The organism is Desulforapulum autotrophicum HRM2 (genome assembly GCF_000020365.1).
Taxonomy (GTDB): Bacteria; Desulfobacterota; Desulfobacteria; order Desulfobacterales; family Desulfobacteraceae; genus Desulforapulum; species Desulforapulum autotrophicum.
Window position 1 is genome coordinate 4,928,880 of the sequence record NC_012108.1, and the last position, 21,587, is coordinate 4,950,466.

At 44.7% G+C, this 21,587-nt stretch carries 18 protein-coding genes; all 18 read right to left on the minus strand.

Annotation, left to right across the window (positions count from 1 at the left end; genetic code table 11):
• Positions 1-23: 23 nt before the first annotated feature.
• The 18 genes from HRM2_RS21640 to HRM2_RS21720 all read right to left on the minus strand — a co-directional run bounded on the left by HRM2_RS21640 (position 24) and on the right by HRM2_RS21720 (position 21,055).
• The gene (locus HRM2_RS21640; protein ID WP_083776633.1) at positions 24-1,196 is read right to left on the minus strand and encodes an endonuclease/exonuclease/phosphatase family protein; all 1,173 of its coding nucleotides are present in this window, start codon (positions 1,194-1,196) and stop codon (positions 24-26) included.
• A gap of 118 nt (positions 1,197-1,314) precedes the next feature.
• Positions 1,315-2,226 carry a homocysteine S-methyltransferase family protein gene (locus tag HRM2_RS21645; protein ID WP_015906172.1) on the minus strand — a complete coding sequence of 304 codons (912 nt, stop codon included), beginning with the start codon at positions 2,224-2,226 and terminating at the stop codon, positions 1,315-1,317.
• Between the two features lie 678 nt (positions 2,227-2,904).
• Positions 2,905-3,387, minus strand: a complete 483-nt coding sequence (locus HRM2_RS21650; protein WP_015906174.1) for a universal stress protein — start codon at positions 3,385-3,387, stop codon at positions 2,905-2,907.
• 205 nt (positions 3,388-3,592) lie between these two features.
• Positions 3,593-3,757: a transposase gene (locus HRM2_RS26265; RefSeq protein ID WP_332306297.1), complete on the minus strand. Its 165-nt coding sequence runs from the start codon at positions 3,755-3,757 to the stop codon at positions 3,593-3,595.
• A gap of 12 nt (positions 3,758-3,769) precedes the next feature.
• Positions 3,770-4,387 (minus strand): class I SAM-dependent methyltransferase, encoded by a 618-nt coding sequence (locus HRM2_RS21655; protein ID WP_015906176.1) that lies wholly within the window; start codon positions 4,385-4,387, stop codon positions 3,770-3,772.
• 83 nt (positions 4,388-4,470) lie between these two features.
• A complete protein-coding gene (locus tag HRM2_RS21660; RefSeq protein ID WP_015906177.1) occupies positions 4,471-5,289 on the minus strand; it encodes a Rossmann-like domain-containing protein in 819 nt (272 codons plus the stop codon).
• Positions 5,290-5,396: 107 nt separating this feature from the next.
• On the minus strand, positions 5,397-5,780 hold the full coding sequence (locus tag HRM2_RS21665; RefSeq protein WP_015906178.1) for a hypothetical protein: 384 nt from the start codon (positions 5,778-5,780) through the stop codon (positions 5,397-5,399).
• 46 nt (positions 5,781-5,826) lie between these two features.
• Complete coding sequence (locus HRM2_RS21670; protein ID WP_015906179.1) at positions 5,827-6,246, minus strand: hypothetical protein; 420 nt, start codon at positions 6,244-6,246, stop codon at positions 5,827-5,829.
• A gap of 149 nt (positions 6,247-6,395) precedes the next feature.
• Entirely contained in the window at positions 6,396-7,994 is a 1,599-nt protein-coding gene (locus tag HRM2_RS21675) for a cation:proton antiporter family protein (protein WP_015906180.1), read from the minus strand.
• 386 nt (positions 7,995-8,380) lie between these two features.
• Positions 8,381-9,265, minus strand: coding sequence for a homocysteine S-methyltransferase family protein (locus tag HRM2_RS21680; RefSeq protein WP_015906181.1), 885 nt, complete (start codon positions 9,263-9,265; stop codon positions 8,381-8,383).
• 423 nt (positions 9,266-9,688) lie between these two features.
• Complete coding sequence (locus HRM2_RS27895) at positions 9,689-9,919, minus strand: hypothetical protein (RefSeq protein ID WP_232364109.1); 231 nt, start codon at positions 9,917-9,919, stop codon at positions 9,689-9,691.
• 718 nt (positions 9,920-10,637) lie between these two features.
• Positions 10,638-14,753, minus strand: a complete 4,116-nt coding sequence (locus tag HRM2_RS21690; protein WP_015906182.1) for a coiled-coil domain-containing protein — start codon at positions 14,751-14,753, stop codon at positions 10,638-10,640.
• 183 nt (positions 14,754-14,936) lie between these two features.
• Positions 14,937-15,551, minus strand: a complete 615-nt coding sequence (locus HRM2_RS21695) for a pyridoxamine 5'-phosphate oxidase family protein (RefSeq protein ID WP_015906183.1) — start codon at positions 15,549-15,551, stop codon at positions 14,937-14,939.
• Positions 15,552-15,728: 177 nt separating this feature from the next.
• Entirely contained in the window at positions 15,729-16,079 is a 351-nt protein-coding gene (locus HRM2_RS27220; protein WP_232364110.1) for a hypothetical protein, read from the minus strand.
• Positions 16,080-16,173: 94 nt separating this feature from the next.
• Entirely contained in the window at positions 16,174-16,533 is a 360-nt protein-coding gene (locus tag HRM2_RS21705) for a type II toxin-antitoxin system PemK/MazF family toxin (RefSeq protein WP_083776634.1), read from the minus strand.
• Complete coding sequence (locus HRM2_RS21710; protein WP_015906186.1) at positions 16,530-16,763, minus strand: hypothetical protein; 234 nt, start codon at positions 16,761-16,763, stop codon at positions 16,530-16,532. The genes HRM2_RS21705 and HRM2_RS21710 overlap by 4 nt, the downstream gene beginning before the upstream one ends.
• Before the next feature lie 272 nt (positions 16,764-17,035).
• Complete coding sequence (locus HRM2_RS21715) at positions 17,036-17,341, minus strand: HigA family addiction module antitoxin (protein WP_041273431.1); 306 nt, start codon at positions 17,339-17,341, stop codon at positions 17,036-17,038.
• 288 nt (positions 17,342-17,629) lie between these two features.
• Positions 17,630-21,055: a hypothetical protein gene (locus tag HRM2_RS21720; RefSeq protein WP_148214689.1), complete on the minus strand. Its 3,426-nt coding sequence runs from the start codon at positions 21,053-21,055 to the stop codon at positions 17,630-17,632.
• Between the last annotated feature and the right edge of the window lie 532 nt (positions 21,056-21,587).

The following is a 21,587-nucleotide window of genomic DNA, read 5'->3' on the forward strand; positions in this document are numbered from 1 at the left end:
TTAGGTGGTAACCTGCCCCGGAATTATGTCACGTCGATTTCCCCAGGCATAGGATTCCAGTCAAAATAGGCCCGTACTTGGCCGTGATCTGAAGCACCTTCTTCTTCGAATGCCTCTCGGTTTAAATGATCGTTGTAAACTTCCAATTCACGGAAAGACCAGAGACGTTTTCGGGAATGATCATAAAACTCCTCAGATACAAGGATATGATCCAGGCTCTCGCGTTTGTGTTTGTAAATATGCGTGTAATAGACATGTCGAGAAGAACGGTATTGTTGCAATCTTTCAGCAGAATAAAGCCCTTTATCCGATGAACGGCCAGCACTGCTCTTCTCCACCACTCGATAGGTTGGTTGATCAGATAAAAGTTCATTCGTTACGGACAAGGTATCGTCGTTCAGGTCACCCAGAAGCACCACCGGAGAAATGGCATCCTCATCTTCACATTTCATCACTGCGTCAAGCATGGCGCGCATTGCCCCTGCTTCCATAATCCTGCGGATGTGCGAAACAGCCGATTTGGTAATTTTAGCATAATGAATCAACGCATCAGGTTGCGGTTCGGCAAAACTCAAGCGAGCCGGTCCTTTTGACTTTAAATGCGCCACATAAATTGAAATTTCCGGTGGCTTGGGGCTTCGGCCTTCAGGCTGTATCACAGCGTGCAAGATAGGGCGGGAGAATTTGTCAATTGTGACTGTAATCTCTTCTTCTGCACCATAACTCTCACGCAGCTTGTCAAATTTAAAATTGTCTGGAAATGTTTCAATCCATTCCCAACCGTCCAGAAGTTGGGAATTTTTATTCCGATCTTTTCTCACTGCCAATGCAACTTGCGGTTTACCACGCCCAGGTGCATCACGTGCGACTATGTCATAATCATTTTGAAGTTGAGCTTTTTCAAACACATCAATCAATGCCTGTTTTGCCCATAATTCTTGAAAGGCAATAACTTCGGCATCAAGGCGGCGGATTTGCATAGCAGTCCACATGACTTTCTTGTAATAATTTTTTTTCCCTTCTTCATCATCTGGATAGGGCGGTCGGTTGGAATAGGTCAATCCTCCGGGAATTTGCAAATTTAACAAATTGAATGTGGCAAAGCTTAAGTCTCTCATATTGGTTCGCGGCATGATAAATCCCCCTTTCATAAGTTGCCCAAACAACAAGCGTACAGAGGCTGTCTGGGCGTCCATGTTTATGCCCAGGTTGGTCGCCCCCGGAGTTTACGAGCATGAAAGCACAATCGACCCTGGTGTTTTCAAGTTACCATTCTGGGCCAACCCCCTTGCAATGTGATTCACCAAATTTTACCTAAACCAAGTTTTCAGCCAGTACTGCGATGTGCTCGGGGCCGATCCCACAACAACCGCCGATCAAAGTCGCTCCATCTTGAATCCATTGCCGAGCCCAATCCAGATATGCTGATGGGGTCAAATCAGCACGTAACTCATTTAACCCCTTGTTTGCTGTTGCATCCTTGGGTTGCGGCGGAAAAGCATTGGCATAAGCTCCGATTTCAATGTTTTTGGCACCTATGGATGCCAACTGATGCTGAGTTACCTTAACGGACTGATTGATGACCTCCGGTTGGCAGCAATTAAATAAAATAGCATCTACCTTGGCATTGACCATCGCTTTGACCGCATCCACAACAGATTCGCCTGAGCGTAATAAAGGTTCATTGTTTAACTGAGAATCTTCCAGGGTGAAAGACACCCAGAACGGCTTTTGTTGAATGTCCAAGCGATCAATCAATGACTTAATACGGATGGGTTCATCAATTAAACTTTGTGTTTCACAAAGCCATAAATCTACATACGGGCTGAGTCCTTCAATCAAAGGGGATGCAATTTCAACAACTCGTTCCGATCGATACAGATCGGCACGGTAGGAACCGAACAACGGAGGAATAGAACCGGCAACCCGGACGCCGGTTTGGGTTTCAGTGACAGCTGAACGCGCCATCTTACCCGCGCATGTTGCCAGAGCCTTGCCCTGATCTTTAAATCGTTTTTCGCCGATATGAAAGGGGACCAGGGCGTAACTGTTGGTCGTTATCACTGAGGCGCCACTTGCAATAAAAGCCTTATGTACCTCCTTGACGATCTCGGGGGCAACCATCATTGCCAATGCTGACCATTCAGGTTGTTTAAACGGCGCACCCCATTTTTTCAGTTCCCTTCCCATACCACCGTCCAGGATAGTAATTTTTCTCGTTCCCATTGTTGATTCCTTGAACGTCATCGAGCAACAAACAAGCTTGATCCACTTCCTTGTTCATCCCGCAACCGGTGTCCTTGTTAACTTGAAAACAACCGGTGAAATCCGGGTCATTTTTGGTTAGGTTAAGCTGGTATTGCAAGAGGTTCTATTTTTGAAAAATCTATATTTTGTTTGGCCTGCCACAAATCATAGCTGTCCTTTGGTGGATATTTGTCTGAAATATGTGCCCATTAAGGCAACGAAGAAGACGGCTCAAAAGACACGCCATGTGGGAGGTTTTATTTTGATCATGGGCCTTACCTGGGTCGTTTTAATATCTCCCTTTCTATATTTCTCACTGTACATCAGAATCCGGAGGTCAATGATTCGAAGATTTTCCTCGTTCGGGAAATAGCGAGCAAAATTCACCGTAATCGTTTGACCGCGATTCAGCCGTTTTAAATCATCATCTAAAAATAAGGTATTCGAACCAAAACGAACCTTCACGGGTCCGTTCGTTATACCCTTAAAAAATCTGGATCGCAGTTTCGGCCAGTTTTTCTTTATAGACGACAGAATAGGTCTGTATAACCGGCACGGCCGGAGCGAGGTATGGCTTCGGCCTCAACAAATTTTGAAACACCATCATTGACAATACTTTGGTGAGTGTTTCATATAAAAAGACTATCGATCCTTTTTTTAGATTTTACTTGATAATAGATTATCTGCTTGACGATACTCAAAATCTTTTTGTTTGACTGTCAGTACTGGAATGGAAGAATACCGGACCACTTTTTCTGCTACACTTCCCATGAAAATGTGCTTAAAACCGGTACGACCGTGGGTCCCCATGACAATCATATCAATTGAATGCTTTTGGGAATACCGTAGAATTTCATCAAATGGATCTCCAAGCAGGTTTACGAATTCAGGTTTAATGCCATTTTCTGCAAAACGATTCCAAAATGCCTCAATTTCCTGGACCTGCTCAGGCCTTTTTTTATCCACATTATAATCCCTGATTACCATACCATCCTGGATGGTTTCAACAGGAGTGGAAAAGACCTTTAGCACAATCAGGTCAGCCTTAAAGTTTTTTGCAATTTTTATTGCATACAATAATGCATCTGATGATGCTTCAGAGCAGTCAGTCAGTGCGAGTATTCTTTTTATTGCAATCATGACAACCTCCTTAATATAATTGAAATACAGCTAAACTGCCTCCCTCCTCTAATACCGCAGAACCGTGAAAAATAGTTATGCGCTGTGACTTTTGATTATAATAAACCATTAAAAATAGTTAATTGAGGTGCGTATATAAAAAAATATATATCGCCTGTTTTCTTACAACACAAGGGAAATAGGGTCAACATACTCCGGCAGCAATTTATAAAGCCTTACCAGGGGACAAAAAACCGAAGCGCCGGATTTTTTTGAATCCCCTGGGCAGAACATGGCGCAACAATCTTCGAATGAATTTACCAGCACCCAGGGTCATTTCTGAATAATACCCGGTGCATTTTTTAGTTAAAATCAAGTATCGTATTCTCAAAATTCCACGTTATTAATTCTTCTTGTAAAGCGAAATGCTTAATCCGTTAAAAAGTTTTCTTTCGGATTTAATAAGTTCAAATTTTTCCGGTTTTAACAGGCTCAACAACCCATTATTTTTTATATAGTTCCTAAAATTCCTATAATGCTCCTTGCCTGCCATTCTTTCTACTAAAACAATACCCAGCTTGCCAGGCAACATTGTCCTTTCATCAAAAATAAAATCAACGATTAACATTAATCCGTTTTTTTTCATAATTCGATGTGCTTCATTCACCATAATTTCCTGCGTATTTCTATCTTTTTCATGTATGGCAAAGCTGATAATTATGACATTAAACGATCCGGTCTTGAGGCCTGTTTTAGTGGCATCTTCAGCATATATATTAATCGGGCAATTGCCTTTCCTGGCAATCTTCAGCATAGAATCCGATGAATCCAGACAATGTAAATTTCTAAACCCATTTTTTGAAAGCAACTTCAGCTGGTCTCCTGTCCCGCAACAAAGGTCCAGGATGGATTTGTCCTTATATTTTGAAAGCTCGTTCATAACAGCTGTCCTTACCTGTTTAAGAGCCAGGTAAAGCAGCGGATCATATATTTTTGCAGTAAAGTCAGAATAATTATCCATAATCAATGTTTAAGCTCATATCCGAACCTTATCCTCCCTGGCCTGAGAGAATAAGGCCATTACTGATCCGGACCGTGTGGATACTAAATGATACCCACATAAGTCTCTTTGCGGAAGCACACTTTTTCGGTGGTCTCCCCCCAGCGTTCTCTTTGTTCAAGACGCCGGATTAACATATCTCCGTCTTTAACCACCCGGCCTCCTACCACATTGACGCCACGGGCAAACAGCGGATCCGGAAAGAATCCTACCGTGGGGCCGATTACTGAAATCAGCGCATTCAAGGAACAATGGGTCAGAATGTCGTCCAAAGAATTGTTTAAAATCGTCGTGCCTGTGCACAAGACCTTGTTACAGGTTTGGAGTTCGGCGGGGTCCAGCGTTATCTGCAGGTCAGGAAAATTTTTAATCAGATCTGCCTTTTTCTCGACAACGACCAGTTGAGCACCAGTTTTTTGAATGGTTTTAATCAGCGGGTGAAACAAACCGACCATGCCGACCCGGTCATTTTTTGAGATGGACAGCAATCCCAGGGAATCGGTGGTGGTATCCACCTCGAAACACGTCATCCGCATTACCTGCTGGCAAACCGCGTTGATGGCGGCCAGGCTAATCATCTGCCTGATCTGATCGGTAGTCCCGAATTCAAGCGCATATTCTATTGGTTTTTTGCCGATAAAATTTTCAGGCTGCAATTTTGTATAAGCCTGTTCTTTGCTGTCAGGCAGAAGCATATAGCTGAGGCCTGCGGCTCCGCCTTCCAGGCTGATCGCCATAAACTCGGCCTCTTTGGGCTGGCCGCCTTTATAGAAGGGCGGAAAGAAGACTTTTTCGATGGGTGGTATGGTAAATTGAGCTGTCAGGTGTGTAACGATTTTTCGAAATTCATCTTTAAGGTGCATGTTAAATATCCAATCCTTTCTCTTGTGGTTTGATATTTCTGCCCCATGGCCATTTACAAATAACTCAGAGTTTGTGCCAATTTTTAGCGACTGTCAAACATCATTTTTTAAAAAATAGAACAGCAGCTTTCCCCATCTCCTGGTGGGGCTGAAATCCAGTATCCCAGTTGTTCCTGGCAAAAAACATAGTGTACTTGTCCCATCCCAAAAGACTTATACACTTTGATTTTGTTACTGATAAAGGTTTCTGGATCATGGAATGGTAAACGAAGATTGCTCACCATTTTATCTGCCATGACCTCAGCCTGCTCTCTGGTCAGATCCACGATTTTGCTGCGTGATATCCAGATCATGGCGGGGTCTTTTCCCGTTAGCTGATAGGTGCCGATGGCCCATTTATCCTCGTTGGTGGCCTCAACGCGGTACTGCAGGTTCAGGGACAGGATGTCCCCTCCGGAACAATCCCCCGTGGAATCGTTCTTGATTTTCACCTAAAAAACCAATTGAATATTGTTATGACAATCTCAATTTAAATTCCTACTGATTCAAGTTTGTCATTTCATTTCCCATCCGGGTCATTGCTTCCTGCACCCTGGGGTCCATCATATACTGGGTCACCTTCATCATGGCCGCTGGAATCTTTGCAGACACTTCTTCCATCCGCTTGATATCTGCCTCCATTCCCCCAGGCAGTTTACCCTGTTTATATTCTGGATAGTTTTTCTGAAACTCCTGCAGCTCTGGAATCAATTTTTTCATCCCGTTGGTGTACTGTTCAATGACACCAACCACATCATCGGCATTTTTAGCATTTGCCAGCCCATTAACATAATCTTCGGTCACGGCAGCTTGATTTTTTATAATTGATTTGGCCTCGCTGCTGCCATCTGAACCGCATGCTGAAACAAGAAAAAAAATGGACAAAACAACAAACAGAATTCCATGATTACGTGTCATCGGGACATCTCCTTTTTTATTTACAAACAGATAAAAATTATTGCAATGCGGTGCTGACCGGCACCGTGAATCACCAAAATCACAGGCTCGGCCACATGTGTTTTAATTATTGTATAGTCCTGAAAGGGTCAAAAGTATACTTGCCCCCTTCACAATTCGACATTCTTGAGTTTACAATAATCCATATGCTCACACACATGGTCGGCAAACCCAACACCGGCTTCTTCATATAAATTGTATGCGGCATCAATCCCGGCATCTTTTAAAAGTTGCATTTCATCCTCATAGCGGACAGACGCAGTGATTTGACCGTTGTAACCTCTTTCCTTCATCTGTTGAATTGAAAATATGCTTGTCCTGGGATCAGGCAGGGCCAGCATGACCAGACAAATCAGGCTTTTGGACGGTTCGACGCGTTTCCAGAAATCACTGTCGCCGGCGTCTCCAAAAAATACACGCCTTCCTTTTTTCCGGTGTTCTTCCACTTTTTCCGTGTTAAAATCAATACCGATCACTATATCACCGTATCGACGCCTTAATTCATCATAGGCGCTCGTTCCGACGCCGCCCATACCAAGAATCGCAATTTCAGCGTCGCCCGGATCAATGAGCGCGTCTTCCGGCAGTCGTATCGAAGTCTCGAAATATTTCAGATGATCTGAAATACGCGCATATATTTTGTGGGAAGCTGAATTCAAAGGTGCGGCCATGATAAAGGTCAGTGAAAGTGCAATGGCAATTACCACAAGCCATTCACTGCTGATCCAGCCGTTGGCAACTCCGATAGAGCCGACAATAAGACCAAACTCACTGTAATTGGACAAACTGAGGGAGGCAAGCAGCGATGTGCGGGCGCGTAGCTTGAAACGGGTAAGAAGGATAAAAAACAAACCGGTCTTGAACGGCATGATCAGAGCCAGCAGCAGCGCAATTATGAAACCTGTGAGTGTTGGAGAGCCGGAAATGCCGATATTTAAAAAAAAACCGATCAAAAACAGATCTTTAAATCCAAGCAACCTGTCGGCCAGTTCCGGGGCCTTGGGGTGAGTGGCGAAAAGCATTCCCACCACCAACGCCCCAAGGTCACCTTTCAAACCGACAAATTCAAATCCGCTGTACCCGCCAACCGTCATCAGGATACCGAAGAGCATCAGCAGTTCGCCATGACCACACATGGCCATGAGTCTTCCAAGAATAGGTCTTGCAATAATAAGCGAAACCAAAAAAGGCACGGCCCATACGGAAGGAATTTTTCCTGTGGACACCGCCAAAAAGATGACCGCGATAATATCCTGCATAATCAGTATGCCGATTGCTGCAGCCGCATGCCTCGAGGCCATCTCCTTTTTTCCCTCTATCACTTTCACGGCAAAGACCGTGCTGGAAAAACTCAGGGCGAACGCGATCAGCAACGATGTCTGCCAGGTCAATTGGTCAAAAAGGGGTATTCCTGAAAAACCAAGCATCCAGACCACAGAGGCGAAAAAAATAACTGTTACAATCATGTGAATGGATGTGCCTGCCCAGACTTCGGGTTTTGCAAGGCTTTTAATTTTCAGCTTCAGTCCGATGGTGAACAGGAGCAGCGTAACACCGGCATCGGCTACGGATCCCAGCAGTTCTCCGCCCGTAACACCGAAACTGTTCAGTGCAAATCCGGCCAGCAGATATCCCACAAGGGGAGGCAGACCGATTCTGCTGATAACAGCACCAAATAGGAATGCCGCCAAAATCCATAATGGGTTCATGTATTGAATATCCTATAAGAAAAAAATACGATCATTACGGTTAGAGTCCCTTTCTCTCAAACCAGACAAACAAAGCAATTGTCCCTGCAAAGAATGCAGGAACGATTGCCCACTGCGATTGTGGCTCGCTGCCGGCCCAATGGACTGCCGAATCCCTTTTCAAGATATCTTAGTACATCGCTTCTATTTCACCCAGTTTTGCCGCTGCCAGTTCGTAAGGTTTGTTTACCCGGCCGCCAGTTCAAGCTGGGTTTTTGCCATAAAACAACTGCAATAGTCTTTCTGAGTGGATTCCCCCAACACTTAAGGCGTTATCCAGGACCTTGCGTATCTGTTTCAGTCCTTTTTGGGCGTAGGCGTCCAGTGCTTCTTTAAACAAACCTTGTTTACCGGTTCAATCGGTCATGGATGGTGCGGATGTAGTCCGGAGTGGTGCCGCAGCATCCGCCGACCACTTCGATGCCCAGGGATTTCATTTTCATGATATTGTCCGCAAAAAAATCAGCTGTTTCCGGGTAGGTCACGGTCTGGTCCGGCCCGGCCTGGGGCATCCCGGCATTGGGCTGGATCATGACGGGGGTGTCCACAGCGTCCCGGATAACACCTGCCAGTTCTACCATGGTATCGCTGCCCATGGAGCAGTTGGCGCCTACAACAAAAGCGCCTTCACCTGCAAGGGTTTTCATGGACTCGGCCGGCGGGTTGCCCATGATGGTGAAAAATCCTTTGGGGGTCTGTTTGAAGGTCATGGTGCAGGCAATGGGGATATCTGTTACCGATCGAATCCCACGGATCGCTGCCAGGGCCATGTTGAGGTCGAACTGGGTTTCAATGATGAAAATATCCACCCCCGCATGGGCCAGTACCTCGGCCTGCTCCTTGAAACAGGCCTGGGCGTCCTCCTGGGACAAGGGGCCCATGGGGGCCAGCATGTCACCCGCTTCGCCAATGTCCCCTGCAATAAATTTTCCGGGGCCCCAGACCTCTTTTGCATCCTTTGCAACCTTTACGCCGGCCCGGTTGATCTCCTCCATGCCTTCGGTGACGGCCATTTTGGCCAGTTTGATGGCCGAAGCCCCGAAGGTGTTGGTGGTGGCCATATCGGCCCCGGCCTTATAATAGGCCTGGTGCACCTCTTGAATGGCTTCGGGACGGGTAAGATTCCAACGTTCAGGGGCGTCTCCGCCCTGCAGTCCTCTGGCAATGAGCATGGACCCCATGCCGCCGTCAAATAGCAGGCCCCGGGTTTTAATGGTCTCTATAATATTCAATTTGTATCTGTCTCCTGAAAATAGCGTCGGTTGTCACGGAAAAGTTAATCTACACGGGTTTTGCCTATTTTTCAAGTCGAGCATCAGATAGGAGTACCAGGAAAAAGACAATCCTTTTTTTATGTATTTTTCAAGACGCAGGTCCCTACACGGTGCGAGACCTGCGCGCAACATTTAAATGTACATAAAAAGAAAGCCCACAATGAGAAAATAGAAGCACATGAACATGGAAAGGAACATGGAGCGGACCAGGTCTACCTTGATCCCCAGGATACCTGTCCTTCGCAAAAATTAATCCGTGGTAAATTTGTCGAAAAGATATTCTCCTGTGTGCAGCGATTGAATGAAATACCCACTGTTCAGTTTATTAGAAAGGACGGATTCAGTGTTAAATTTTTAATTGAGGTCGATTCTGAGTACTGATCAGCAAAGACCGTTCGATGCTTTTTTTATAAGAAACTCTCTTCGACCGGCCGGCGGAAACGGGTGTTGCCCTTCACTCATTCTCGCAGGCCGTCCATGGCCTGCTCCGAGGGAAATGGCAACTCCTTGGACCTCGTGTCCACCGTTGCCATTTAATCCGTTCAGTGCAACACCCGTTCCCACCGGCCTAATACTGTCGAGTTTTATGCTTCGTTGTGTCCGCCAGGACATGTGGGTTTATAAGAAACGCATGTCGAAACATCATTGTGAAAGTCTCGACTTTCGAGCCCTCTTTGGTTTCCCTGATCGGAACATTGTAAACCAAAGGGGATAGGATTTTTGCCCTTCCAGGCGTTAAGAAGCGCAGGCTGTTTGAGGACTTTAGCCCGCAGTTCCTGCGCTTTAGTCTGGAAGGGCAGAAATCCCCCCGACGTTTACCGTTCCGGTCAAGGTAACCAAAGGGGGCGGAATGGTACTATCGCCTGCCCTGTATCATCGTGTTTCATATTTCGTTGTGTCCGCTAGGACATGTGGGTTATATGAAACACTCGCCAAAGCATTGTCAATGAAGGTGTTTCAAAATTCGTTGAGGCCGGAGCCATACCTCGTTCCGGCCGTGCCGGCTTATATCAGAACGATTTAAGTTTTCAGGCCGAACGGTTCGTTCAGAAACCTCGAACCCCAGGCTGAGCAATTCCCCATGAATCCTGGGCGCACCCCAGTTTGGATTGGCTGCAGCCATTCTCCAGACCAGATCACGGATTTCACGACTAACTTGAGGCCTTCCCGGGCCTTTGGATTTGAATTTCCAGAAAAGTTCGAAGTTCAAAAGGTCTGTATATCTGCGCCCTGTATTTACAGGCTATTTATTTGGTTTGAAAAAATATTCCAAAAATGAAGGTAAACGTCGTCAGCAGATATTTCCCATAGCTGTCCTTTAAAATGGATTTTATTTTTTAGCGCTCAGCATGATCTGGGCATTGGGAAGCGCGTAAATCGTCCGGGCAGGCTTTCGACCTCCGGCCCCAGGGGTAAGATACTGGGCGCAGACAACCTCGCTGTTTTTCAGATCAAGTACAATGGTGTTATCCTTGGCCTGGGTTAAATCGTGACCAGTGACATCGGTCCATTTGTTGAATACCCAGTCTCCATATTTTGGCTGGGCAGTTATTGTAACCTGACCATTCCAATCCGACGAATAACACCTTAAAAATGAGCCTCTTGCGTCCTGTCTCAGGTTTCTGTCCGGTTTCTCTACAATGAAGTAGGGTTCAAAATCCGCTTCAGAGGCTGTTGTCAAACCTGAGTTGTCCGATTGAATTGCAGTTACAATAATTTCCTTATAAACGATGGAATCAGAGCTTTTGAAATAGTCGTAACTCAACTCGAGCCTAAGATGGGTGATATCAACATCTCCGCCATTGTTGGGATACCCGGACTTGGAGATCTGCAAATCCGACCACACAGAAGGGCGACTGTAGAGCATCATGTCTGACAACGCATCTCCTTCCAGCAGAGATCGCAGTAGAGATTCACTGGCAGCGCTGGGTGTACTGTGGTCTACAAGGTCCGTACCAGGGTGATATCTTGCGCGCCAAACCAGGGGATTGCCGCCGTCTATGTGTTGGTGTAGAAACTGATACACGTTTCCAGCTGATTTGATCCAAGAGATACCAGGATGACTGAAAGTCAGATCAATGTATGCATTTGGTGGATATTTGCCTTTTACCGGGGTTGTTTTAATATCTCCCTTTCTATCTTTCTCACTGTACATCAGAATCCGGAGGTCAATGATTCGAAGATTTTCTTCGTTCGGGAGGTAGCGAGCAAAATCCACCGTGATCGTTTGACCGCGATTCAGTCGTTTTAAATCATCATCTAAAAGAAGGTATTCGAACCGAAACGAACCTTCACGGGCCCGTTCGTTATACCCTTGAAAAATCTGGCTCGCAATTTCGGCCAGTTTTTCTTTATAGACGACAGAATAGGTCTGCATAAATGTCTGTGCAGACAGTTTGTCCCAGGAGTCGACACCGGCCAGTTGTTCGAGCCTCTTGATCAATTGCTTAAAATCCAGGGGCTGGGTGTAGGGTTCAAGGAGCCTATACTCGTACGCTTTGGCCATGTAATAATGGTATTTTAACAATCGATCGTAAGTGCGCCTCTCCATGTCCTCCAGGTAACTTATCGTCCGTTTGTCCAAACCTCTTTGCACTTTTTCCATATCGAGATACATGGCATCAACAGCTAAAATGCTGCGGTTCACGAAATTTGAAAGCGATGATGCGTCCTGCATGGCAGTGGCCAGTTTTTCGGCAAAATTTCTTTTCTGCTCAATGATATTTTTAATTTCCTGCACCAATCCCTGGTATTCTTTGGACTGGCTTTTAAGTTTTTCGAGTTCGGCGATCATTTTGGAATCGGGTACACTTTGTTTCTCCATGAAACCCTGTATATCTTTTAAACCGGCTGAAAGAGCAGAAGCCGATTTGCGTGCCGAATTCAAATAATTGATCTTTTTGGACAGGGAACCTCGTGGATCGGCTGTTTGAAGTTTTTTCTTATCCGTCATCTTGTCTTTAAGATCGCCGGCAGCATTGTCATAGCTGGAATTCAAAAAGGTTGTCGTGATATCGGCTGCCCCAATAATGGTTTCCCAGGGTTTATCAGGATCAAGGTCACTTAACAATGTCATGCCACTTCCAACCATACCCATCGCCGGCTGATAGACTGGAATCATTGAGATAATGGTGCCGCTTATTTTCAGACTCAGCCGTGTCATGGTGAGCCAGGCCGGCGGGGCAGATTTATTCTTGAGTTCTTCCTCTTTTGCCTGCAACTTGAACTGGACTTCCACCGTTTTTTTCTGCAGGTTTTCCGCCTGGGTTGTTAGAGCTGAGATCTTAGATATCGTCTCATCGTATTGAGATATGGCAGCCTCAATATCTTTTTCAAGTTGAGAACGGGCCGATTCCAATGCATGAAATGTCTTTTCTGCTGAAGACGCCTTGTTTTTGATACAGTAGATGTAATAAAGTATGCTTGATGCACGGTCAATTTCATTTGAAAATATGGTTCTATTGACCTCAAAGCTGAGAAGCGGTACCCATCCTGCTGGGTTGCCGAAGTAATCAAGGTTGTTCCTGATCCTATGCAGTAAAATCTGCATTTCATCGTGAATCTGTTCCAGTTCAAACGGGTCTGTTTGCTGCAACAATTTCCAAGATGGGTCTGACCGATATCCATCCAAAAATTTGCAATAATTTTCCAGTCGGGATCCGGCTCGTTTGATCCGGTTACCCAGGTAATCGTCTTTGGCGTAGTTGAGAAGTTTGGTCATCAAAATTGGATTCAGCCAGGCATATCGGTTTCCTTCGGTTCGATATGCACCAGTTGCGCCATAGGGTTTCTCTGGATATTTGACATCTTCATTTTTTCCAGATTTGCTTTCATGTTTCCCTATCTCAATAAATCGGGCGGCAAACATGTAATATGCTTTGTATTTAATGGATTTTATGGGTCTACCTGCAACTCCGCCTCGGTAATAACCCCCAGGGGGGTTAGGCGCCGCACCGGCTTTACCGCCGGCAATAAAAAAATCGTTGAACAAATCAACAGTGGACGTCAGCACACCACCGTTGCCGCCTTCACCAGGCTTTCCAGAAGGTACCGCAGGCTTGCCGTCGCCCGGCCATCCATTTTCAGTACCGTTGCTGAAGGCTTTAATTGGAATACCCAGGAATGACTGGCAATAGGCAATCTGGTATATAATCCACCAATCACCGGGCGCGGTCTTCTTGAAACTGATACCTGAATCCTTCCATTGAAAATCTTTCCAATACTGGTCAATGCTGGGACCGTTGGTTCCATTTTTACCCACCCCACCCGCCTGACCCGGACCTCCACTCAAGTCAAAGCGTTTGACATTCGCCGGCGCTGGATCGGACCGAAGAGAACCAAGATTCAGCGTGATATCCCCAGCGGTGAGGCCATCCTCCCCAGGTTGGCTCGTACCGGGTTTTTCCGTTCTCTCCCATGGAGTGGTTTTGATCTGTGCCACATCTCCTTCAAACCGCAGCTCTTTTGCATGGATAAAAATATTTGTCTGATACAGCCGCAGGGGACTTCGAACAGCCATCGTTTCAGCATAAATTTCAAAGCGCTCAATATCCTGAGCACCGTTAAACGTTGCATAGAGACCGTATGGATCGTCATCACTATCAAAAACGATCGTTTTCCCAATAATTTGAACCTTACGGAGCGTTACAGCGGCTTCTATGGTCGGCCTCTTGTAGTTAAAAACAAATCCAGGATCCTGAAAATGGGTATGTTCGACTTTCTCTTGAATGATTTCTGGTTTCCCAAAATCTATTATTTCAGGCACAACATGGCTCTCCAGGCCAAAAACCGTTTGTTCGAGAGATAGATTGACAAGCGGCGTTAGCTCAAATGCATGAAAAAGCGGAGGCTGGCTCGAATTGTCTGTAATTGTCACTGTAAATGGAAATTTATCGTTCAGGTCTGGGCTATAACAGAACAACCAACTTGTATCAGATGACCGTTCAATCGTCAGGTTTCCTTTGGGTAAAGGTTCAGCACTGACAGATAGTTCGACATCCAGATTCTTCCCCACGCTGATAAAAAATTCACATTTGCTGCCGTGCCACACGCGTAAAGGAGGAATTTCATCAAGGTTGAATAACCGTACCGGCAATAGTCCCGTTTCCGGATACTTACCAGCAAAAGCATCGGATGCCATGGCAGCATTTAACAGATAACGGGCCGCCTGGGGCGGGGAATCAATAACTTTCTGAAATTCCCTCTGTTGCATCATTTCATGCAGCTGATTGTGCATATGCTGATCTAACTGGCTTTCAGCATCGTGTTTCGGCTCCCCAGCAAGAGTGCTCCGGGATTTGCCTTTTTCTGGTAGGGCCTTTACCCGAAGTGGTTTAGAGCTGATCACATCCTTGCTTTCCTGAGTGATCATCTTTTCTATAAGATTTAAACTTCTCGTTGGTGGGGATTTTCCACTATACTTTTTTTCATTTGATTCCTTACCCATCAGTTTCTCTCCTTGACTATATTGTTACTGGCAGTGCTCTTGGGATTTCCTTATCATACCTTATTTGACCTTGCACAGGGGAAGCCAGTCAAGCAATCGTGATTGTAATGTTGGTTAGTCGAACCCTTCTGACGATGAGTTTCAAACCCCAGGAGTTCAATTTTCCGACGTCAGCTGACAAAATCAGGGGATTACCCAGGATGCGTCTATCCGATCATCCTCCCAATGAAATTTCGCCCGAATGTGACCCGTCAATTTCAACAGCAGCCAGTCCATTTGATCGAATCGGCAGACAATGACGGCGAAATTTTTACGTGCCTCGGGATGGTCAAGCAGTTTGGGTGCTTTGTCACGGAGAAAACTCGACGGAGCCAAAGACGCTTTTCCCATGGGTGAACCAGGCGAGGTTCTGGAGCAGTAATTGATTCGGCTGGTCAGAGACACCTTTTTCCACTGGGATTCAGCTATTTTATCGTTGGTATGAACCCTAGCAGTTCCTGAAAGACGCAGCTGTAACCACTTGTCAGGATGATAAAACAACCAACTCACATCAGGATTACCCTGGATCTGTGAAACCTTGGGAGATCGGGCATCACAATGACATATCAATGTCCGATCTTTATCCGAAAATCCCCTCAGGATAACAGTCCGTACGTCGGGCTTGTTGCCATCCATGGTGGCAAGGGCTGGTCGATAAAACGGATGCCTGAAATTTCGAACGCCTTTATGGAGGCTTTTCCAGCTCGAACTGAGAACATCGTCCAGTGTTGAGATCTTTTCCTTTTTTCCAAATATCATGTCAATTTACCATTCTGCTAAGAGCAATGCAGCATCGCCTGCCAGGAGCTTGTATACTCAATCATCTTTGTGATATTAAATTTAAAAATTCCGTTTGGATAGATCTCTTCACCGTCATCAACCCGGCCACCAGATTGAGTTATGCATTATGAGAATGAACTGCTTCAGCATGGCGCTTTAAGCCAAGTGCGGCAATGACTTTAAGTTTGCGATGAATGTTGCATCACTGTTTACTTCTTCAATGCAAGCTTCAAGGGATGCAACCATTTCTTCAAGGTTGTGGAGATACTCAGTAACGTCAAACCACGTGGGTTTTATTTTATCATGGTCCCCGATCAGCCGATAAATGTTATGGGCATTGCGGGTTTGCCAGTCATCATGCATAGCCGCGAGGTACCGCAATTCAGAAGCGGAATAGCAAGCAGCATAAGCAAGTTCATCCAGTGCAAGGTTTTCGGCAGCGAGGTTCGAAGTGAATTTGAACTTTGACCATATGACCAAAACAATATTTTCAAGCATTTTTATCATGATTTCAGGTTGGCAGAAGAATACAAATTTGTCAATGATTTCAGATAGTACTATTAATTGCGAAGCACAATGGTTGTGTTTAAGATATTTTGTCCTATGCATTAAGTTCAAATACAACCCTTAAAGACTGGTTCATTTCCTGTACTTTGTCAATTGACAATCTCCCTCGAATTTTGACCAACCTAGGACGATGATCTATTGGACGTGTCTGCAAACAGTCTGCTACCGATTTTTTAGATAGACCATTATCGGGTGAAGGATAAATTTCAACATTGGTTTTTATTCGAGCTTTTTTTGCACTCCATTCAGTAATTGGAACAACTTGGATAACAGGAATTCTTTCATTATAAATATCGTTAGTTACAACTACACATGGTCTAACTTTTCCAGTTTCTGAACTTTTTGTCGGATCAAGATTGACGTCAATAACCATACCTCTTTTCAGCACTGTCATTCTGGCCATCCATTTAATGCAGTCGCGGTCAATTCTTTTAAATCATCATCTTCAGAATAAATTTCAGAATATAACTCAGCGGATTCTCTTAAACTTTCAAGTTCCATTTCTTTCTTGAAAAGCTCTATAGCCTTACGAAGCATAGAGCTTTTATCCTTAAATCCATAGACTTTAAAATTATTCAAAAACTGGGCTTGAGTTTCTTCAACGCTAAATTTTGCCTGCAACATACGACCTCCTTTTAAGTACTCATCTTGGAGCTTTATTTACAGGCCTGTTATAGGGACCAATAAACCAAAAGTCAATGGACTGTTTTAGCAGATGGGGAAAGGTTAAAAAAGAATCTGCGGCCCGTCCGTCAGTATTTTTTTGTTGGGATTTTATGGTCCACGGAAGAGTCGAAGTTGATTTGCGGGATATGTCTGAATCCATGGACCACAAGTTTCTATAGGGATGTCATAAGTTGTGTCGCGAGTTTGTCACAAGTTGGTGGATTGCGATACTATGCAGGAGAAAATTTTTGACCGTGTGTATTTGAAAAATGGACTTTTACCTCCTTTTCAATTTTTTCCCCCACCTTACTTATAGTTATTTTCATGTTATAACGGAGCTGTAAGTTTAACCAAAATTCTGGTTCAATTCCAAAATATTTACCTAACCTCAGTGCTGTGTCCGCAGAAATTTCCCTTTTCCCATGAATGATTTGACTTATTCTGTTTGCCGGGACATTGATATCTTTTGCCAATTGGTTCTGACTAATGCCCATTGGCCTTAGAAACTCTTCAATAAGTACATCGCCTGGTGTTATTGGAGATAATTTTTTCCATAGTTTTACCCCTTATGATAATCAACAATCTCTACATCATGGGCATTCTCTCATACTTTTCCTGATAAAAAGCGTCTTCCTATCCTTTTTGACCGTTTTAAATGTTACGATATGTTATTGGAGAATGTTGAAAAACTAAAGGGCATTGGCTATGCTGATGTTTGCGGTAAATGCCTGGTGGGCGTACCATGTTCCCACAGGAATCCAGTCGCAATGAAAAAGAGGTGATTTTGTCCATTGGGCATTGAAAAGCCATTACTACACTTGAAACTATTTTTTCTCCCCAGGTTTTGCAGGAACCGCTGTCCAAAAAAAGACTTTTTGTTTACCATTGCCCACATGACCGTGTATTTGATTCCCTTCAATTTTTCCTATTAATCGAGTTGATTTGGACATGCCCTGGGGATAACCGCTCGGGTACCATTTACCATCCAGCTTCTTGTAGGAATACATATTCCCATTGATCACTTGGGCTTCTAACTGGCCTGTCCCCGGGTTTAGGGCACCGAGAAATTCTCCACTGACAATCACTTTACCGGTCTTATCATCTTTGGTCATTTCCCGAGTGCAATGAAAATCACCCGCCACAGACGTTTTATCTGTTCCAATATTGATTTTTATTTTTCCATTAAATCCTTCTTTTTCCCCCATGGGGCCCTCATAGTATAAACCGTCAGAGGCTGCCAGTTGTCTGGTTTTTTCAGCGGCTTTTTTCTCTATCCGAACTTCTTCTTTTTTTGCCCACTTTTGCTTTTGGATGTCATTACTCATTTTAAAATGAATACTTGGCCTGGGCGTGTGAACTACAACTTTGGTATGGCCTGCCTGACCCATGACCAGCGGCTTACTATACGGTTTAAAACCGCCTGTATCCGTGTCAAACTCAGCTTTTTCATAAGTGCCCCAAATGTAATCATTCTTATCATCCATGACATAATAGGCATGGGTGGCCTTTGTTGGGGTTTCCTTGTCCAGAGAGTAGAGAATAAAATTCTTAAACACCTTGCGCTCTTTAAATGGATGATATGCACTTTCGTAATCAAAAAAAGACTCGAGGATGACTTCTTCAATCCGTTTGCCGTCAGTACTCATTTTGATCTGAACGGTTCCCCATTGTTTGTCTTTATTCCCTGTATTGGCAACCCAGTCGTAACTCACCTCCTTGGCAGCACCGGTTGTCATGGATATTCTGCCGTCCATATCGGTTTGTTTTGTCTTTCGAAGCTCCGGCCAAATGCCTTTTGAATAATCGACATCACCACCCGCCACCACCACTTCTACCTTGTCAAATATTGGCCGGATAAAATCCTGGCTTAAAGCCATAAAAGGACCGGAAAGCCCTGCACCATGGATACCCACATCAACTTTAGCCGTCACGGGGTAGATTCCAGCATTCTTTAGATTTTCGGTGAGCCATATGTTGGGCTCGGCACCTGGCTTTCCGGGGATATCAAAGTTATAAGCAATCGTTACTTTGCCCGGGACACCTGAGATTTCCTGAATCAGTTTTTCCATGGACCGGATCACATTCAAATAATTACCTTGAGGGTTGTCTATGGAGAATTGTACAAGCACGGATTCCCCTTCACTAGGCAGTTCAATGGGTGAAGGCTCCTTGTTTAAGGTCAGTGGTGATGTTTTTAAAAATTCAAGATAGGTCATGTACTGTTTTAATATCTGCTCAAGTCTGGCCGCCCGTATCTGGATTTCTTTTTCAGCAGCCTCAGCTTCGGCCTTGGCCGCGGCCTCATCCGCATTTAATTTGGCACGGGTTTGTTTAAACAATTCACGCAACGGTGCAGTATCATTTTCTTCATATTTGTCGATGACCTCCAGAGCTTTTCTGGACGGCACGCCGGCACCCACTAGTTTTTGAAAAATGGTGGACCGACTCGATGCTGTCTGCTCTTTTGCATAGGCATCCAGATGCGCCTCTTTAAGCTCTCCTTCAGCCCAGGCTTCCACCATACGGCCCGGTGCTTTTATGGAATAGGTGGCACTGTCATAAATTCCTTTGCCTATTCCTTCCCCTGTGTTTTTTGTTCTTTTCCATAAGGTATCATCTGCTTCATAGGTTTCAGTTACCAGATGTGGGGATTCAAAGGCTTTGCCTTCAGCCCTCAAGATACCGGCTTTTCTCTCAAGGATGGTCAGATCGCCGGATAACATGGCATTAGACACATAGGTTTTGGCCTCCTGACCGGACATCCCTGTTTTTCTGAGTTGAATTTCCCACTGGCTCAAGTAGGCCGTCATATTGTTCTGGTTTGCCTTTTGGATATCTTTTCTCGTGGCAAGATAGTCATCAGAGGTATTGTAAATATGCTTGCCTGTGCCAATGGCCCCCTGAGTGACGTATTGATCCACAATGACAACAGCGGCTCCACCCAGAGACTGCCTGCCCTCCATATAGTCTTCCACGGTCTGGCAGGTTTGGCCGATATCGGCTATCTGCATGACTGCGCCAAATGTCTTGGCCGCCTTTTGCTTGACCGAAGCTGGCCGGGACAGTTCAATCTCTTTGATTTCGACATCTATCGTTTCTGGTGTGATTTTTTTGGGGCTGGGTGAGATCTCTTTGACCACCGCCTGTGTCTTTTGGATTTTCTTTGAGGATAAAAACGCTTCGTTGGCAGCCTTTGTCTGCTTCATTTTAGTGACAGTGTCAACGATTTCCGCTTCGATTTGCAGGCGGACTGGGTCACCAGGGGCTTTGGCGGCAGCCTTGGCCCTTAAATCCACAATATCTTTTTTGGTCTGGCGCAAGGTTACCTGTTCTGTTGCAGCAAAAACATCTTCGCTGGCTCTTCTCATCCGTTCTGCCTGATGGGCATCTGTGATGGAAAGCGTTCCTTCTTTGACCGCCTGTAGTTTTTTCTTGAATTCCACAGGATTGTCTTTTATACTGTTCTGTTTTAGAATTTGTTCTAAAGCGTCATCGTTGACCCGCCCCATGTCCAAGGTTTTTTTTGTCCCCTTTGCCATACCCTGCATCTTCCCGGGCTCTTTGATCAGAGAATCGCCATCTGCAGCCAGGCCTTTGGATGCTTTTTTCCTATGATCCTGCACCTCAACATACTCAGTGCCCACCTGCTGTTTAACAAGTTTACCGTCTGATCTGGTTTTCATGGATTCTGAAACATAGGTCTCCGGATTTCTGGCATCTATCTCCACCTGAATCTGATGGTATTGGGTACCCGCTTTGGCCTGCATACCCGATTTGTTAATGGTCAAATCAAAATCACCTTTAATTTCCAGGGTACCCGCCTTTGAATTCACCTCGACAATGGATTTTTTACTGGGATCTGGATTGTATAATCCCATCTCCTGAAGCACGTCTTCAACTTTTTGGGTGGTATTTGAGCCACCCCCCATATCCCTGTCTCCTGCCATACCCCTGTATCCCTTTTCTCCGAATTTTGTACCGGCCGTGTCATTGAGTTGTCCTGAAACCTGTCCCTTGCTGTTTTTAACCCTGGCATTGGTTTCTTTAATCAGCACTTCCTGGATGTCATTTCTCTGGCCTGCAAGATCATGACTTCGTTTAGTATGGCGGGCCATTTCTTCATTGAAAAGGATTACTTTCTTTTGATCAGAGGCTTTCATAGCCTTGATTCTATGCCATCTTTTTTGATGAAATTTGGATTCGGCCTGCCACTGGGTACTGATGCTGACATATCTGATTCCTTGAATCATCAGCTCATTTTTTGAATAAAGAACACCTGCATGACAAGGATTTGCGATGAACAAGAAAATAAAAAAGATAAGTATAGGGATTTGTGCGGTTCGGACATGTCTGAACATGAAATCAATCTCCTTTAGTCAAATTCTGTTGGAACACGTGCAATATTCCGTCGTGACGTTAGGTCAGATATCAACCAGAAAAAAAGGGTTTTAAGGTGTCAATTTATTTCTTAGTCAATATGAACAAAAGTGATCATATTCATGTCACCATCTTAGGATGCTTCTTTTGTAGTATCGTCACCAGCGTAATAGAGTAGATAAAAGGGTTGTTTCTGTCAATATATCTATGGGAAAGCTTAAAAAAACGATTCTATCTCTGAAAGATATGGATAAACATCGAACAACCACATATGGCATGGGTTTGTCTTTGATCCACTGGTGGTGTTTTTATGATCATTTTTAGTTCTGCTGACAGGGCTGATTTTATAGTATTCCTTTTAAAAAAAATTTATCAGACTGATACAAAGAAAGTTTTATAGGTTCT